The following is a 17148-nucleotide window of genomic DNA, read 5'->3' as shown; positions in this document are numbered from 1 at the left end:
ACACGGCGCAGCCCGCACACACCGTAGGAACATGATGCGCACGGGGAGGTTCGGCGGGCGGCGGTCGATCGCGACCGTCGCCTGCCTCGCCGTGCTGGTCGGCGGCCCCCTCGCGATCGCCGTGCTTCATCAGGGATTCCCGGTCACCGACCCCGAGTTGCGCGCCCGTGACGTGTGGGTGACGAACGCCCAAGACCTGATGGCCGGGCGGCTGAACCGCCAGATCGAGGAGCTCGACGCCGCCGTCGCCGTGGTGTCGAACGAGGTCGACGTCTTCCAGGACGGCGACGATGTGCTGCTCTACGACCGCACCGTCGGATCGGTCGAGCGGGTCGACCCGGCATACACGACCCTCACCCAGCGCATCGATGTTCCGCCCGGCTCGCGACTCGCCTACGGCGGCGACGTGCTCGCCGTGCTCTCGCCGAAGGGCGAGCTCTGGACGACCCACGTGGGCGGGGAGCTCAGCTTCGACGCCGACGGCATCGATCGGCTGCTCGAGCTCGACACCGAGAGTCGCGTCGCGGTCTCGTCGACCGGGACGGTCTTCGCGAGCGAGCCCTCGGCCGGGCGACTGCACACCGTGCTGCTCGACTCGCCGGCGCGCTTCGTCGAGATCCCCGCGATCGGCGCGCATGAGCTCTCGGCGGTCGGCGACGAGCCGGTGATCCTCGACACCGAGTCAGAGCAGGTGATCGTGCGCGGGCGAACGGTCGACCTGCCGCAACCCGGCATCCGCCTGCAGCAGAGCGGACCGCCCGCCGGCGATGCGTGGGTCGCGACATCCGACGGCCTGATCGCCGTGCCGCTCGGCGGGGGCGACGTGCGCACCGTGCCGGCCGACGACCGGGCGGGGCGCGCGGGCGACGCAGGGATGAGCGCGGGCGAAGCGGGTGCCGCGAGCGCGGACGCGGTCGCCGCCCCGGTGCGCCTCGGCGGTTGCGCGCACGGTGCCTGGGCCGCCGATGGCACCTACCTGGCGGCGTGCGACGAGGCGGAACCGAAGGCCTCGTCGATCGATCAAGCCGTGATCGGCGGTGACCTCGAGTTCCGTGTGAACCGCGACGTGATCGCCCTCAACAACCTCGCGAACGGCGACGCCTGGCTCGTCGACTCCGACATGCGGCTGGTCGACAACTGGGACGAGGTGACGCCCCCTGAGGAATCCGACGCCGAGGAGGGCGAGGAGAAGAGCTCCCAGCAGACCTTCGAGGACACGCTGGCCGAGCGGACCGACCGCAACCGTGCACCGCTGGCGCGAGACGACTCGCTCGGCGCACGACCCGGCCGTGCCACGATCGTCGACCTGCTCGCCAACGACACCGACCCCGACGGCGACGTGCTCGTCGTCGACGGAGTGCCCGATCTCGCCGAGTCGGCTGGTCGGCTCGAGTCCATCGACGGCGGGCGGGCATTGCAGTTCACGCCGGCCGAGGGCTTCGCGGGCACGGCCTCGTTCCGGTACACCGCAGATGACGGTCGGGGCGGCATCGCCGAGGCGTCGGTCGACATCCGCATCGTGCCCGAGTCCGAGAACGCCGCACCCACGGCGGTGCGGACGACGGGCATCACCGTCGAGTCGGGCCAGCGGCTCGGTACGAACGTGCTCGCCGACTGGATCGACCCCGACGGCGATGACCTGTCGCTCGTCTCGGCGTCGCCGGTCGGAGGCGACGCGGTCCGATTCAGCCCCGATGGAGAGCTCACCTTCGAGCACCGGTCCGGCACGCCCGGCGCGAAGGAGGTGGCGTACGTCGTCTCCGACGGCACCACGAGCGCGACCGGAACGCTCGCCGTCGACGTGCGGCCGTCGGGGAGCGCCGACCCGGTCGGCACGCCCGACTACGCCCGGGTGTTCACCGGCGAGACCATCGAGCTCGATCCGCTCGCGAACGACCTCTCCCCGTCGGGTGCCGCACTCGGTCTCGCCGCGGTCGAAGATGTTCCGGTCGATGCTCGCGTCACCCCGAACCTCGAGCGCGGGACGATCGCCTTCGCGAGCGACGTCGAGGGATCGTACCTGTTCCTCTACGACCTCATGGCGGGGTCCGCGGTGAGCACGGGCCTCATCCGCGTCGACGTCGTCGACGAGCCCGACGACGTCCCGGCGCCGGTGGCAGTGAGGGACACGGCGTACCTGCGACCCGGCGAGCCCGCTTCGGTGTCGCTGCTCGCCAACGATGTCTCGCCTTCGGGGCGGGTGCTCGCGGTGCAGTCGGTCGACGATTCGGCGACCGCCGGCCTCGTGTCGGTCGAACTGCTCACCAACACGGTCGCGCGGGTGAGCGCAACCGAAGCGCTCGACCGGCCGCTGCAGTTCGCGTACACGATCTCCGACGGCGTCAACAGCGCCGGCTCGACGGTCACCGTGGTGCCCGTGCCCCCGATCGTGAAGCACCAGCCGCCCGTCGCGGTCGACGACCGCGTCACGGTTCGCGCCGGCGATATCGCCCGCGTCGCCGGGCTTCGCAACGACCACCATCCGGATGCCGCGGCCATGCACCTCGACGGCGAGCTCGGCGACGCGCTGGTCGGCGAGGGCCTCGCGTTCGTGAACGGCGACACCGTGCGATTCCAGGCGCCCACGCAACCGGGCGAGTACTCGGTCGTCTACGCGGTGAGCGACGACTTCGAGCAGCACGCGAGGGCGACGGTCCGATTCCACGTGATCGGCGAGGAAGCCGAGAATCGTCCGCCCCTGCCGACCCCGCTGACGTCGCGCACCTTCACGGGTTCGGCGGTGAAGATCGATGTGCCGCTCGACGGGCTCGATCCCGACGGCGACTCGGTCGTGCTCACGGGGATCTCGACGCCGCCGACGCTCGGTCGCATCGTCGAGCGCACGAGCACGCAGCTCACCTATGAAGCGTTCGCCGGTTCGAGCGGGACCGACACGTTCGGGTACGAGGTTCGCGACACGCACGGCGCGACCGCGACCGGCGTCGTGCGCATCGGCGTGATCCCGCGCGCTGCGGTGCAGTCGCCCCCGACGGCGGTCGACGACATCGTCGAGCTGCGGCCCGGGCGCACGGCCTCGATCGAGGTGCTGCTCAACGATTCCGACCCCAACGGCCACGCGATCGAGGTCGCCGACCTGGGCGAGGTCGCCCCTGAACTCGATGCCGAGGTGCGGCAGGGACGCCGGATCGTGGTGCGCGCGCCCGACCGCGAGGGGAGCTTCTCGTTCCGCTACGAGATCTCGAACGGACATGGCGGGGTCGACACGGCGTTCGTGCAGGTGACGGTGAGCGACGACGCGGTCATCGACCCGCCGACCGCGCAGGACCAGGTGCTCGAGCCCGAGGACGTGGTCGCGGGCGAATCGACGAATGTGCGACCGCTGCGGGACGCGACCAACCCGGGCGGTCTCGTCGAGGATCTCGCCGTCAGCGTCGAGGGCCCGAACGCGTCCCGTGCCACCGTGCTCGCCGACGGCAGCATCGACGTCGAACCCGGCGCGCGGCGCTACGCCGTCGCGTACCGGCTGACGAACGAGGTCGACGACCTGAGCGCGAGGGCGTTCGTCGTCGTACCCGCGGTTCCCGACGGCGACCGGCCGGCGGCACTCGAGGAGCGCGAGAAGACGCCCGAGGAACTGCTCGCCGAGGAGCGCGCGAAGTTCGCGTCTCCGCACCTCAAGGACCTCGGCGACGTCGTGGTGCCGATGAACGGACGCATCGAGTGGGATGTCGCGGACCTCGTGGAGGTGCCGAGCGGCAAGCCCGCCACGATCCTGGCCGCGACCGCCATGCGAGCGGAGTCGTCGCCGTTCGTCGACGCCGAGACCCTGCGCTTCGTTCCCGAGCACGGCTTCCGAGGGGAGGCGTCCGTCAGTTTCGAGGTGACCGACGGCGACGGGGCGGGCGACCCCCTCGGCCGGCGTGCCATCCTGACGATCCCGATCACGGTCGGCGACCCGGGCTTCCGCGACACGCCGCCGAGCTTCACTCCCCGGTCCGAGACGATCGAGGCGGGCGAAGCGCCGCTCGAGATCGACCTGCGGGCCTCGAGCGACCACCCGAACCCGGAGATCGTCGACCGGCTCGAGTTCACCGGCCTCGACGGGGCGACCTCCGACGTCGCCGCCGAGATCATCGACGGCTCGATCCTGCGCGTCTCCTCGCCGATCGGCGTGCAACCGGGAACCGGCGTTCGACTCACCTTCGACGTCGGGTTCGATGCGTTCAGCGTGCCGGGCCACGTCGACATCCGTGTCGTGTCGTCCACGAGGCCGAAGCCACGCGCGGTCGACGATGGGCCTCTCGAGATGCGGCGCAGCGAGTCCCTGCCGATCGCGGTGCTCGACAACGACGTCAACCCGTTCGACGCCGACCGGCCGTTGCGGGTCGTCGATGCCGCGATCGACTCGACCGGGGTCGGCAATGATGCGAGCGTCTCGCACACCTCGACCGGAATCACGGTGCGCACGGGGCCCGCGTTCAGCGGCACGCTGAGCATCGTCTACCGCATCGAGGATGCGACCGGGGATGTCGCACGCCAGACCCAGGGGCGAGCGACCGTCATCGTGCGCGATCGGCCCGATGCCCCGACGATCACCGCGGTCTCCGACGGCGACGGCGCCGTGACGCTCACCTGGCGGGCGAACGCCTCGAACAACTCGCCCATCACCGGCTACACGGTGAGCTACGGCGCGTCGAGCCGGGGCTTCCCGGCATCCGCCGACGGCGCACCGCAGACGATCACGGGCCTGTCCAACGGCACCGGGTACATCTTCCGGGTCACTGCGACGAACGGCATCGGCACCTCCGAGACCTCCGCGCCCAGCCGCACGGCGGTGCCGTTCGGCACGCCGGGCGCACCGACGAGCGCCCGGCTCGACGCATCGAGCGACGGATCCGGCCGCATCACCCTCACCTGGACGCCGCCGTCGTTCGACGGGGGTCGCGCCGTGACGAGCTACAACTGGCGCATGATCCTGAACAGCTCGATGAGCGGCTCGACCTCGGGGCTGAGCCACACCGGCAGTGCGGCGATCGGCGTCGCGCATCGCTACGAGGTGCAGGCGTGCAACGCCCGCGCCTGCGGTGCCTGGACCGCGTCGAACGTGGCGACGGCGACGGCGCCGTGGACTCCGACGAACCACACGGTCGTCACGACCGCGGCCTGTCCCGAGCCCGATTCGACCTACAACAACCCGCCCACGAACCTCGACCTCGGGTGCACCATGAATCCGGCCGGACGGATCCCGGCCGGCACCGTCATCGACGCCGTCTGCCGCTCGCAGCGCAACGGGTCCGACTGGTTCTACATGCGCCAGGAGTCACGTGCGTACGACGGATGGTTCATCCGCGCGAGCGACACGAACCGCGCCGGACGGAGCGTGGCCGATTGCTGAGCCGATTCGAGCACGTGGTGGGCAGTGGTCCCCGTTCTGGGGATGGCGGGCACCGTGTTAGCGTGATTCGCGCGTCGTCCGTGGCGCCGCGATCATGCGGTGGGGGCCGGCCGCGACTCCCGGTTCAGTTGAAGTCGTTCGGCGCGCCCGTCGCGTCGCCAGCATGAGGAGAGAACGAACGTGGCAGTGACCCAAGAACAGGCGCAGTGGTTCCAGGACGCCTTCTCGAAGCTCGTCGACAACATCGACCAGGCGATCCTCGGCAAGCGGGAGGTCATCGAACTCGTCATCACGGCGCTGCTCTCCGATGGGCACGTGCTCCTCGAGGACTTCCCCGGCACGGGCAAGACCGTGCTCGCCAAGGCGCTCGCGAACACCCTCGACGGCACGCACTCGCGCATCCAGTTCACGCCCGACCTCCTGCCCTCCGACGTCACCGGCGTGACGATCTACGACCAGGGCAAGGGGCACTTCGAGTTCCATCGCGGCCCGATCTTCGCGTCGATCGTGCTCGCCGACGAGATCAACCGGGCGAGCCCGAAGACGCAGTCGTCACTGCTCGAGGTCATGGAGGAGGGCCGGGTCACCGTCGACGGCGTGAGCTACGACGTGGGCAGCCCGTTCATGGTGATCGCGACGCAGAACCCCGTCGAGCAGGCGGGCACCTACTCGCTCCCCGAGGCGCAGCTCGACCGCTTCCTCATCAAGACCTCGCTCGGCTACCCCGACCACGACACCGCGGTGACCCTGCTGCTCGACTCGGCGAACCGCGCCCGTGCGTCGAAGGTCTCGCCGATCATCGCCGCCAGCTCGGTGACGACGATGGCACAACTGGCTTCCGAGGTCTACGTCGACGCCGCCGTGCTGTCGTACCTCAACCAGATCGTGGCCGCGACGCGCGCGCACAAGGACTCGTCGCTCGGCGTGAGCATGCGCGGGGCGCTCGCACTCGCCCGAACGGTGAAGACGTGGGCGATCGCGCACGGTCGCACGTACGTGACCCCCGACGACGTTCGCGACCTCGCCGTCCCGGTGCTCGCGCATCGCATCATCGTCGACCCCGAGTCGGAGTTCGCCGGCGTCGCCGCGGAAGACATCGTGTCGGGCGTGCTCGTCGACGTCGCTCCGCCGGCCTACCGGGCGGCATGACGGCCGAGACCCGTGCGCCGCGGGCTCCCTCACAGGCGCGCATCGCATTCCGTGCCGCCGGGCGCGCGGTCGCGGCATCCGTTCGTTCCACCGGCGGCCGTCTGGCGGCGACCGCGAAGCGTGCAGCCGAGTGGTCGGCGCCCGTCACCGGCGTCGTCTCGACGACCGGATGGCTCGTGCTCGGCGCCGTCGTCGTATCGTTCGCGCTCGCGTGGGGATTCGGCTGGATCGAGTTCGCGTTCCTCGGCGCGACCCTCGCGGCCGCGGTGCTCGTCTCGGTGCCGTTCGTCTTCGGTCGCATGCAGTACCGCGTCGACATCGCGCTGCAGCCGAGTCGGGTGGTGGCGGGCGAACGGGCCCTCGGCCGGCTCGTGGTCGAGAACGTCGGCAGCGCACCGTCGATCCCGTCGCGGCTCGAACTGCCGGTCGGTGCGGGTCTCGCGGAGTTCGTGATCCCGGCGATCGCACCGGCAGCCGAGCATGAGGAGCTCTTCGCGGTGCCGACCAACCGGCGCGCCGTGATCGTGGCCGGGCCTGCGGCATCGGTGCGCGGCGACCAGCTGGGGCTGCTGCGTCGCGTCGTCCGCTGGACCGATCCCGTCGAGCTCTTCGTGCACCCGGTCACCGCGAGGCTCCAGCCCTCGGCGGCCGGGCTCGTGCGCGACCTCGAGGGCGAGGTCACGAAGACGATCACCGACAACGACATCTCGTTCCACGCGTTGCGGGCCTATGAGCCGGGCGACGCGCTGCGCAACGTGCACTGGCGGACGTCGGCGCGAACCGGTCAGCTCATGGTCCGCCAGTATGAGGAGACCCGGCGGTCGCAGCTCGTGCTCCTGCAATCGACCGAGCGCTCGCACTACGCCTCCGACGACGAGTTCGAGCTCGGCGTCTCGGTGCTCGCCTCGCTCGGCGTGCAGGTCATCCGCGACGGAACGCGCCTCGACGTCGTCACCGAGGGCCGAAAGCTGCGCACGGCGACGCCGACGGTGCTGCTCGACGACACGAGCCGCATCGAGACGGTGAGCGGCGCACACGATTCGCTGCGCGAGTTCGTGCGCGACGGCACCAAGCGGCTCGCCGCCCCCAGCATCGCGATCGTGGTGGGCGGCTCGGCCGTGCCCCTCGCCGACTTCCGGTCGGTCGAGACGGTGTTCGGGCCCGATACGCAGATGATCGCATTCCGCGTCGAGTCGGGCGCCGCGTCGCGCATCACGAGCATCGCCGGTACGACGGTCGTCACCGTGGGGGCGCTCGACGAGCTGCAACGACTCGTGCGGAGGGTTCGTCCATGAGCCGGCTTCCCCGCACCGTCGTCACCGACCTCATCGTGCTGTCGGTGCTCTCGCTGCTCGGCATCGCCGGGTACGAGACGAGCTTCGGCGACCTCAACTTCCTCGTCGCGGCTGTGGCCGGCATCGTCGTCGGAACCCTCGTCGCCGTGGCCGGTTCGCTGCTGCGGCTCGGCGTGCTGACGACCGTGCTGCTGGGTCTCGCGGCGTACTTCGTGCTCGGCACGCCGTTCACGATGCCCGCCATGGCCCTCTTCGGAGTGCTCCCGAGCCTCGCATCGCTCACGGGGCTCGCGCTCGGCGCGGTCTACGGCTGGGCCGACATCGTCACCATCGGCACGCCCGTGGAGGCGCCCTACTACATCGCCGCGGTTCCGTACTTCGCCGCCTGGCTCGTCTCGCTCGTCGGCGCGATGCTCGTCATCCGCTGGCTGCCGAAGCGGCGCACGGTGCTGCGGTCGAGCGTGCTGCTCATCGGGCCGGTGCTGCTCTACCTCTCGGGCATCCTGCTCGGCACCGACGAGGCGTACCTCGCCGGCGTGCGCGGGGTCGCGTTCGCCACCATCGCCCTCGTGTGGCTCGCGTGGCGCCGCGGTGCCGATGTCGAGGCGAGCGGCGACGGCGCCAAGCGCCTGCGCGCGCAGAAGCTGCGCGGGTCGGCGGTCGTCGTCGCGGGCGCCGTCGCGCTCGGGGCCGTGGCCGGCTTCGCCGTGGCGCCGATCGCGCCCGAGCGATTCGTTCTGCGCGACGAGATCGTGCCGCCGTTCGATCCGCTCGAGTTCCCGAGCCCGCTCGCCGGGTTCCGCAACTACACGAAGGACCTCGCCGAGGAGCCCCTCTTCACCGCGACCGGCCTCGAGCCCGGTGACACCCTGCGGCTCGCCGCGATGGACTCGTACACCGGCCGGCTCTGGAACGTGGCCGGGCCCGGATCGTCCGCCGCCGACGGCGGGTACGCGATCGTCGGCGAGACGCTGCCCGCGCCCGAGCTCGCGAGCCTCGGCAGCTCGCGCGACGTCGAGATCTCGGTCGAGGCGTACGGCGACGTCTGGCTGCCGACCGTCGGGTACGGCTCCTCCCTGCGACTGCTCGACGGGGCGAGCGCTGATCGTGCGGGCGACCTGCGCTACAACGCGGCGGCGGGTACGGCGGTGCTCACGAGCGGCATCGACGAGGGCGCCCGGTATCGCCTCGAGGCGCGCATCCAGCGGGAGCCCGACACCGAGCAGCTCATCGACACCCCCGTCGCGTCCCTCGACCTCACACCCGTCGAGAACCTGCCCGACGTGGTCGCGGCCAAGGCCGAGGAATACGCGGGCGAGGCGACGAGCCCGATCGAGCAGCTGCGCAACATCGAGCGCGCGCTCAAGACCAACGGGTTCCTCAGCCACGGACTCGCCTCCGACTCGGCCGCGTCGCGCGCAGGCCACGGTGCCGATCGCCTCATCGAGCTGTTCACGCGCACCCAGATGGTCGGCGACGAAGAGCAGTACGCCGCGGCGATGGCGCTCATGGCGCGTCATCTCGGCTACCCGTCACGCGTGGTCATGGGCTTCGCCCCCGACATCGCCGAGGGGGGCGACGAGGTCGAGGTCGTCGGGGCCGACGTCACCGCGTGGGTCGAGGTGCCGTTCGAGGGGGTGGGGTGGATCTCGTTCCGGCCGACCCCAGACCAGGTCGACGTACCGCAGGAGCAGACGCCGAAGCCGAAGTCCGAACCACAGCCGCAGGTGCGCCAGCCCCCTCGCTCCGAGCACGTCGAGGACGAGCTGCTGACGACCGTCGAGATCGACGAGACCGAGGACGAGGACCGCGACCGGCCGTTCCAGATCCCGGCGTGGGTGTGGGTCACGGCGGCGGCAGTGGGCATCCCGGCCGCGGTCGTGCTGCTGCCGCTGCTGTTCGTCGCGCTCGCCAAGCGGCGTCGGCGCGCGAAGCGCCGCAATGGGCCCAACGATCGGGGTGCCGCGGGTGCGTGGGACGAACTCGTCGACCGGTACGCCGAGCTCGGGTTCGAGCCGCCGGCGAAGTCGACTCGCCTGCAGACCGCGCACGAACTCGATCGCCAGCTCGTCGAGCAGGGCGTGGCCGCCACGACCGATGAGGGCCGGCCCCTCGGCCTGACGACGTTGGCAGCGACGATCGATCGCGATGTCTTCGACGGCGAGTCGGTGAGTGATGAGGCGGTCGCGAAGCGATGGACCGAGGCGGATGCCGCGGGTCTCGCGGTCTCGGCGGCGGTCGGTCGCGTACGCAGGATCGTCGCCCGATACCGTCTGCGTTCACGGCGGTAGAGTGGTGGCGTGGTTGCGCCGGACTTCATCGTCCCCCCGCCGGGGCTGATCCCGAACGCGCCCGAGCCTGCCGCGCCGCCTTCGACGACGACCGAGCCCGAGCGCACGGTCCGCGCGCCCGCGCGGGTGCTGCCGACGTTCACCCCGGTGCCCGCCGGCCCGCCCGTGCCCGCGCCCGCGGCATCCGCCTCGCCCGGTCCGTTCCGCCTGAGCGGACCGGGGGGATTCGAAGTGCTGCTGACCGTGCCGATCGTGATCGGCCGCGACCCGGTCGCGGCCGGCGCCCACGCCGACGCGAGGCCGATCTCCGTGATCGACCCGGCCCGCTCGGTCTCCAAGACCCATGCCGTTCTCGACGCCCGCACCGGCGTCGTGACGGTCATCGACCTGCACTCGACCAACGGTGTTCGAGTGCAGCCACCCTCGGGCGAGATCATCGATCCGGCGCCGGGCACGCCCACCGAAGTGGCCGCCGGATCGACCCTCTTCCTCGGCGAGCTCGGCCTGCGCGTCGACCGGCTCTCGATCGACACGGTGTAACCTGAAGGGGTGCGCGTGCCACGACTTCTGCTTCGTCGCCGCGGCGGGGCTTCACTCTGAGGCCGTCCCCGCCGCGGAGTCCGTCGTCGGCTGAACCGAGAACCTGAGGAAGACGAACGCATGAACGCACCCATCGACAGCGCTACGACCGCGCGGCCGCGCACCCTGGCCGAGAAGGTCTGGGACGCCCATCTCGTGAAGAAGGGCGAAGACGGCAAGCCCGACCTGATCTACATCGACCTGCACCTCGTGCACGAGGTCACGAGCCCGCAGGCCTTCGACGGGCTCCGCATGGCCGGCCGGCCCGTGCGCCGTCCCGATCTCACGATCGCGACCGAAGACCACAACACCCCGACGCTCGCGATCGACAAGCCGATCGCCGATCCCACGAGTCGCATCCAGATCGAGACCCTTCGCAGGAACGCCGCCGAGTTCGGCATCCGACTGCACTCGCTCGGCGACAAAGAGCAGGGCATCGTGCACGTCGTCGGCCCGCAGCTGGGGCTCACCCAGCCGGGCATCACCGTCGTCTGCGGCGACTCGCACACCTCGACCCACGGCGCCTTCGGCGCCATGGCATTCGGCATCGGCACGAGCGAGGTCGAGCACGTGCTCGCGACGCAGACCCTGCCGCTGAAGCCGTTCAAGACCATGGCCATCAACGTCGAGGGCACGCTGCGACCGGGCGTCACGGCGAAGGACATCATCCTCGCGGTCATCGCCAAGATCGGCACGGGCGGCGGCCAGGGCTACGTGCTCGAGTACCGTGGCAGCGCCATCCGCGCCCTCTCGATGGACGGCCGCATGACCATCTGCAACATGTCGATCGAGGCCGGCGCCCGCGCCGGCATGGTCGCACCCGACGACACCACCTACGAGTACCTGCGCGGCCGCGCCCACGCGCCCGCCGGCGACGACTGGGACGACGCGGTCGCCTACTGGCAGACGCTGGCCACCGATGACGGCGCCGTGTTCGACGCCGAGGTCTCCATCGACGCCGACGCACTCGAGCCGTTCGTGACGTGGGGCACCAACCCCGGCCAGGGCGTCTCGCTCTCCGAGGCCGTGCCCGACCCGGCGACCATCGAAGACCAGCACGAGCGCGCCGCCGCCGAGCGCGCACTCGAGTACATGGACCTCGAGGCAGGCACCCCGCTGAAGGAGATCAGGGTCGACGCCGTGTTCATGGGTTCGTGCACCAACAGCCGCATCGAAGACCTCCGCGCGTTCGCATCGATCATCAAAGGCAAGCAGAAGGCCGAGGGCGTGCGGGTCATGGTCGTCCCCGGCTCCGCTCGCGTGCGCCTCGAGGCCGAGGCGGAGGGGCTCGACAAGATCATCGAGGAGTTCGGCGCCGAATGGCGCTTCGCGGGCTGCTCGATGTGCCTCGGCATGAACCCCGACCAGCTCGCACCCGGCGAACGATGCGCCTCGACGAGCAACCGCAACTTCGAGGGTCGGCAGGGCAAGGGCGGTCGCACGCACCTCGTCTCGCCGCTCGTCGCGGCGGCCACCGCGATCCGCGGCACGCTGTCGAGTCCGTGGGATCTGGGTCTCGATACGGGCCTGGCGGCCCACTCGACCACCGAAGGCGAGGCGCGCTGATGGAGAAGTTCACCGTGGTCACCGGCGGCGCCGTGCCGCTGCGCCGTTCGAACGTCGACACCGACCAGATCATCCCCGCGGTGTTCCTGAAGCGGGTCACCAAGACCGGGTTCGACGACGCGCTCTTCCACGAGTGGCGCAAGGACCCCGAGTTCGTGTTGAACCGCCCCGAGTACGAGGGCGCGAAGATCCTCATCGCGGGCCCCGACTTCGGCACGGGCTCGAGCCGCGAGCACGCCGTGTGGGCACTTCGCGACTACGGATTCGACGTGGTGGTGAGCTCGCGGTTCGGCGACATCTTCCGGGGCAACTCCGGCAAGCAGGGCCTGCTCGCGGCGCAGGTCGCGTACGAAGACGTCGAGCGACTCTGGGAGGCCGTCGAGGCCGACCCGGGAATAGCCGTCACGGTCGACCTTGTTGCACGAACGGTGAGCGCAGGCGCGCTCACGGTCGCCTTCGACATCGACGACTACACTCGGTGGAGGCTTCTCGAGGGTCTGGACGACATCGGCCTCACCCTTCGAGACGAAGAGGCCATCGCCGAGTTCGAGGCACATCGAGCGGCGTGGCGGCCGAAGACGCTCCCCATCCGGGAGCCTGCAGAATCTGGGAGCTGAGTGAACACCCTCGTGAATGATGCCAAGCAGCACGGTTCCGCCGTCGGGCTTCCGGTCGATCGGATCACCATCAACGGCGGCAAGCCGCTCCGCGGCCGCATCGAGCTGAAGGGCGCGAAGAACCTCGTCACGAAGGCGATGGTCGCGGCGATCCTCGGCGACACCCCGAGCGTGTTGAAAGACGTGCCGAACATCAGCGATGTGCGCATCGTGCGCGGCCTGCTCGAGGTGCACGGCGTGACCGTCACCGAGGGAGCCGAAGCGGGCGAGCTCGTCCTCGACCCGTCGGCCGTCGAGACTGCGCACATGGCCGATATCGACGCGCACGCGGGGTCGAGCCGCATCCCGATCCTGTTCTGCGGCCCGCTGCTGCACCGGCTCGGCGAGGCGTTCATCCCCGACCTCGGCGGCTGCCGCATCGGCGACCGCCCCATCGACTACCACCTCGAGGTGCTGCGCAACTTCGGCGCCATCGTCGAGAAGCTTCCGAGCGGCATCCGCATGTCGGCGCCCAACGGGCTGCACGGAGCCAAGGTCTCGCTCCCGTACCCGAGCGTCGGGGCGACCGAGCAGGTGCTGCTCACGGCGGTGCTCGCCGACGGCATCACCGAGCTCTCGGGCGCGGCGATCGAGCCCGAGATCATGGATCTCATCAACATCCTGCAGAAGATGGGCGCGATCATCACGGTCGACACCGACCGGGTCATCCGCATCGAGGGCGTCGACAAGCTCGACGGCTACACGCACCGCGCCCTCTTCGACCGCAACGAGGCCGCCAGCTGGGCGGCCGCGGCGCTCGCGACCGACGGCGACATCTTCGTCGGCGGCGCCCGCCAGGCTGAGATGCTCACGTTCCTCAACGTCTTCCGCAAGGTAGGCGGCGCCTTCGAGATCGAGGAAGACGGCATCCGCTTCTTCCACCCCGGCGGCGAGTTGAAGCCGGTCATCATCGAGACCGACGTGCACCCGGGGTTCATGACCGACTGGCAGCAGCCGCTCGTGGTCGCGCTCACGAAGGCGCACGGCGTCTCGATCGTGCACGAGACCGTGTACGAGCAGCGATTCGGCTTCGTCGACGCGCTCGTCGACATGGGCGCGTCGATCGACGTGCACAAAGAGTGCCTCGGGGCGGGGGCCTGCCGGTTCGGGCAGCGCAACTTCCAGCATTCCGCGGTGATCTCGGGGCCGTCGAAGCTCTCAGGCGCCGACATCGAGGTGCCCGACCTGCGCGGCGGCTTCAGCCACCTCATCGCAGCCCTCACGGCCGAGGGCCGGTCGACCGTTTCCAACGTCGGCATCATCGCACGCGGGTACGAGAACTTCATCACGAAGCTCGAGCTGCTCGGAGCGGACTTCGAGCTCGAAGCATAATAGGGGAGTGCCACACGACGACTCGTCTCAGAACGCCTCGGTGAAGCCACGTTCCGAGACCCGCCGGCCATCGTTCTTCTGGGTGCTCGCCGGGCTGGTGCTGCCGATCCTGAACCTGGCGGTCAAGTACCGGTTCCACCATCGCGAGCGCATGCCGCAGACCGGCGCCCTCGTGCTCGCACCGAACCACTACAGCGAGATCGACCCGCTCGTCATCGGTGCCGCCACCTGGAAGCTCGGTCGTGCCCCCAGGTTCCTCGCGAAGGCGTCGCTCTTCAAGAACCCGGTGCTCGGCTGGTTCTTGCGCACGTCCGGGCAGATCCCGGTCGAGCGCGCGGGCAGCAAGAGCCACGCGGCCTTGCGCGCGGCCGAAGAACTCGTCGAGAAGGGGCGCGTGGTGATCGTGTACCCCGAGGGATCGCTCACCCGCGATCCCGACCTCTGGCCGATGCGGGGCAAGACCGGGGCGGTGCGCATCGCTCTCGAACGCGACATCCCGATCGTCCCCATCGCCCACTGGGGCACCCAGGCGCTCATGCCGCGCTACGGCAAGAAGGTCAGCCTGTTCCCCCGCAAGACGATCGACGTGATCGTCGGCGACCCGCTCGACCTGAGCGCGTACCGCGGCAAGCCGCTCGATCAGGCGACCCTGCTGAAGGCCACCGGCGAACTCATGGACGCGATCGCGGCGCTGCTCGCCGAGGTGCGCTACGAGCAGGCTCCGGCCGAGCGCTGGGATCCGGCCGCGCACGGTCAGAAGGAGACCGGTCGCCTTGAAGAGTAGAACCCACGCTCGCAAGATCGCGGGCAAGCGCGTCGCGGTGCTCGGCGCCGGAAGCTGGGGCACGACGTTCGCGAAGATCCTCGCCGACGCCGGCGCAGACGTGGTCATGTGGGCGCGTCGGCCCGAGGTCGCTCGAGAGATCCAGGAGGCCAAGCGCAACAGCGACTACCTTCCCGGGGTCAACCTCCCGCTGGGCGTTCGCGCCACCAGCCGGCTCGACCTCGCCCTGGCCGGCGCCGAGCAGGTGTACGTGTCGGTGCCGAGCCAGTCGCTGCGCGACAACCTCAAGATGTTCGCCCCGCACCTGAACGCGAACGCCATCGTCATCTCGCTCATGAAGGGCGTCGAGAAGTCGAGCGGCATGCGCATGAGCGAGGTCATCGCCGAGGTGCTGCCCATCGACGAGTCGCAGATCGCCGTCATCTCGGGGCCGAACCTCGCGCTCGAGATCGCGAAGGAGCAGCCGACGGCGGCGGTCGTCTCGTCGACGAGCCTCGAGACCGCCCAGGCCGTGGCATCCGTGGCCCGAAACCGCTACTTCCACTCGTTCGTGAACACCGACGTCATCGGCACCGAGTTCGGCGGCGTCCTGAAGAACCTCATCGCCGTCGCGATCGGCATCGTCGACGGTGCGGGCTACGGCGAGAACACCAAGGCGTCGATCATCACGCGGGGCCTCGTGGAGATGACCGACTTCGCGGTCGCGTTCGGTGCGCACCCCGAGACCCTCTCGGGCCTCGCCGGGCTCGGCGACCTCATCGCCACGAGCCAGTCGCCGCTCTCGCGCAACAACACGGCGGGGCGGCTGCTCGGCCAGGGCTACCATCTGAACGATGTCGTGAACCAGATGCAGCAGACCACCGAGGGACTCGCCTCGGTCGGGCCGATCCTCGAGCTCGCGCGGGCGAAGGGCGTCGAGATGCCCATCGTCGAGCAAGTTCGGCAGGTGCTCGCGGGCACCCTCGACCCGAAGGACATCGCGCCCCACCTCACGACCGACGACGAGCCGCAGGGCGAAAGGACCAAGGATGGACAAGCTGAGGGTGGTTCTGCTGTTCGGCGGGCGTTCAAGCGAGCATTCGATCAGCTGCGCCACGGCGGGCGGGGTGCTGGGAGCGATCGACCGTGACCGCTTCGAGGTGATCCCCGTCGGGATCACCCGCGACGGCGCCTACGTGCTCGAGTCCGACGACCCGGCCCGGTTCGGTCTCGATCCCGAGCACCTGCCCGAGGTGGTCGACAACGGCACCCGGGTGCGGTGGCCCGAGAGCGCGTCGTCGCGTGAGCTGAGGGTCACGGATGCTTCGGGCGAGCGGTCGCTCGGGGACGTCGACGTGGTCTTCCCGATCCTGCATGGGCGCTTCGGCGAAGACGGCACGGTCCAAGGGGTGCTCGAGCTCGCCGGGCTGCCGTACGTGGGCAACGGCGTCCTGGCCTCGGCGGTCGGCATGGACAAGCACTTCACCAAGACGGTGCTCCAGGGCGCCGGCATCGAGGTGGCGCCGTGGGTCACGCTGACGCGGTCCGCCCTCGACGACGACCCCGAGCTCTGGAAGCGCCGGGTGCACGGCCTCGGCCTTCCGGTCTTCGTCAAGCCGGCCCGCGCGGGCTCATCGGTCGGCGTCACCAAGGTGTCCGACTGGTCGGAGCTCCACGGCGCGCTCGACATCGCATTCGCCGAAGACGGCGCGGTGCTCATCGAGTCGGCGGTCGTGGGGCGCGAGATCGAGTGCGGCGTGCTCGAAGGCCGGCCGGGTGACGGCGTGAGGGTGAGCGTCGCGGGCGAGGTCGTCGTGACCGGCCGCGACTTCTACGACTTCGACGCGAAGTACCTCGACGCCGCGGGGGTCGAGCTCATCTGCCCGGCCGACCTCGGCGACGGCGAACTCTTCGAGCTGCAGCGCATCGCCCGTCGCGCCTTCGAGGCGATCGGCGGGCAGGGGCTCGCGCGCGTCGACGTGTTCCTCACGGGCGAGGGGTTCGTCGTCAACGAGATCAACACCATGCCGGGGTTCACGCCGATCTCGATGTTCCCGACCTGCTGGCTGAATTCGGGGTTGAGCTACGCCGACCTGATCACCGAGCTCATCGAGGTCGGATACGCGGCTGGGCGCCGCTAGCGTCGTCGGCGCCGCGGGCC

11 protein-coding genes are annotated in these 17148 nt (G+C 70.3%); all 11 read left to right on the top strand.

Annotation, left to right across the window (positions count from 1 at the left end; translation table 11 throughout):
• The first annotated feature begins 31 nt into the window (after positions 1 to 31).
• Complete coding sequence (locus LQ757_RS09445; protein WP_231046955.1) at positions 32 to 5356, top strand: Ig-like domain-containing protein; 5325 nt, start codon at positions 32 to 34, stop codon at positions 5354 to 5356.
• Between the two features lie 180 nt (positions 5357 to 5536).
• On the top strand, positions 5537 to 6505 hold the full coding sequence (locus LQ757_RS09440) for an AAA family ATPase (RefSeq protein ID WP_231046954.1): 969 nt from the start codon (positions 5537 to 5539) through the stop codon (positions 6503 to 6505).
• Positions 6502 to 7800, top strand: a complete 1299-nt coding sequence (locus tag LQ757_RS09435; protein ID WP_231046953.1) for a DUF58 domain-containing protein — start codon at positions 6502 to 6504, stop codon at positions 7798 to 7800. The genes LQ757_RS09440 and LQ757_RS09435 overlap by 4 nt, the downstream gene beginning before the upstream one ends.
• Positions 7797 to 10091, top strand: coding sequence for a transglutaminase TgpA family protein (locus tag LQ757_RS09430; protein WP_231046952.1), 2295 nt, complete (start codon positions 7797 to 7799; stop codon positions 10089 to 10091). The genes LQ757_RS09435 and LQ757_RS09430 overlap by 4 nt, the downstream gene beginning before the upstream one ends.
• Positions 10092 to 10100: 9 nt before the next feature.
• Complete coding sequence (locus LQ757_RS19390; protein WP_231046951.1) at positions 10101 to 10631, top strand: FHA domain-containing protein; 531 nt, start codon at positions 10101 to 10103, stop codon at positions 10629 to 10631.
• Positions 10632 to 10751: 120 nt separating this feature from the next.
• Positions 10752 to 12236 (top strand): 3-isopropylmalate dehydratase large subunit, encoded by a 1485-nt coding sequence (leuC, locus tag LQ757_RS09420; protein ID WP_231046950.1) that lies wholly within the window; start codon positions 10752 to 10754, stop codon positions 12234 to 12236.
• Positions 12236 to 12853: a 3-isopropylmalate dehydratase small subunit gene (gene leuD, locus LQ757_RS09415; RefSeq protein ID WP_231046949.1), complete on the top strand. Its 618-nt coding sequence runs from the start codon at positions 12236 to 12238 to the stop codon at positions 12851 to 12853. Before leuC ends, leuD begins: the two co-directional genes overlap by 1 nt.
• Positions 12854 to 14224 carry a UDP-N-acetylglucosamine 1-carboxyvinyltransferase gene (gene murA, locus LQ757_RS09410; RefSeq protein WP_231046948.1) on the top strand — a complete coding sequence of 457 codons (1371 nt, stop codon included), beginning with the start codon at positions 12854 to 12856 and terminating at the stop codon, positions 14222 to 14224. It begins immediately after the preceding gene.
• A gap of 40 nt (positions 14225 to 14264) precedes the next feature.
• Complete coding sequence (locus LQ757_RS09405; RefSeq protein WP_231046947.1) at positions 14265 to 15008, top strand: lysophospholipid acyltransferase family protein; 744 nt, start codon at positions 14265 to 14267, stop codon at positions 15006 to 15008.
• The gene (locus LQ757_RS09400; RefSeq protein WP_231046946.1) at positions 14998 to 16137 is read left to right on the top strand and encodes an NAD(P)H-dependent glycerol-3-phosphate dehydrogenase; all 1140 of its coding nucleotides are present in this window, start codon (positions 14998 to 15000) and stop codon (positions 16135 to 16137) included. Before LQ757_RS09405 ends, LQ757_RS09400 begins: the two co-directional genes overlap by 11 nt.
• Positions 16037 to 17128 (top strand): D-alanine--D-alanine ligase family protein, encoded by a 1092-nt coding sequence (locus tag LQ757_RS09395; protein WP_231046945.1) that lies wholly within the window; start codon positions 16037 to 16039, stop codon positions 17126 to 17128. The genes LQ757_RS09400 and LQ757_RS09395 overlap by 101 nt, the downstream gene beginning before the upstream one ends.
• Positions 17129 to 17148: the final 20 nt, after the last annotated feature.

This window comes from Agromyces cavernae (assembly GCF_021044935.1).
Taxonomy (GTDB): domain Bacteria; phylum Actinomycetota; class Actinomycetes; order Actinomycetales; family Microbacteriaceae; genus Agromyces; species Agromyces cavernae.
This window is presented reverse-complemented; position numbering and strand designations above follow the sequence as displayed.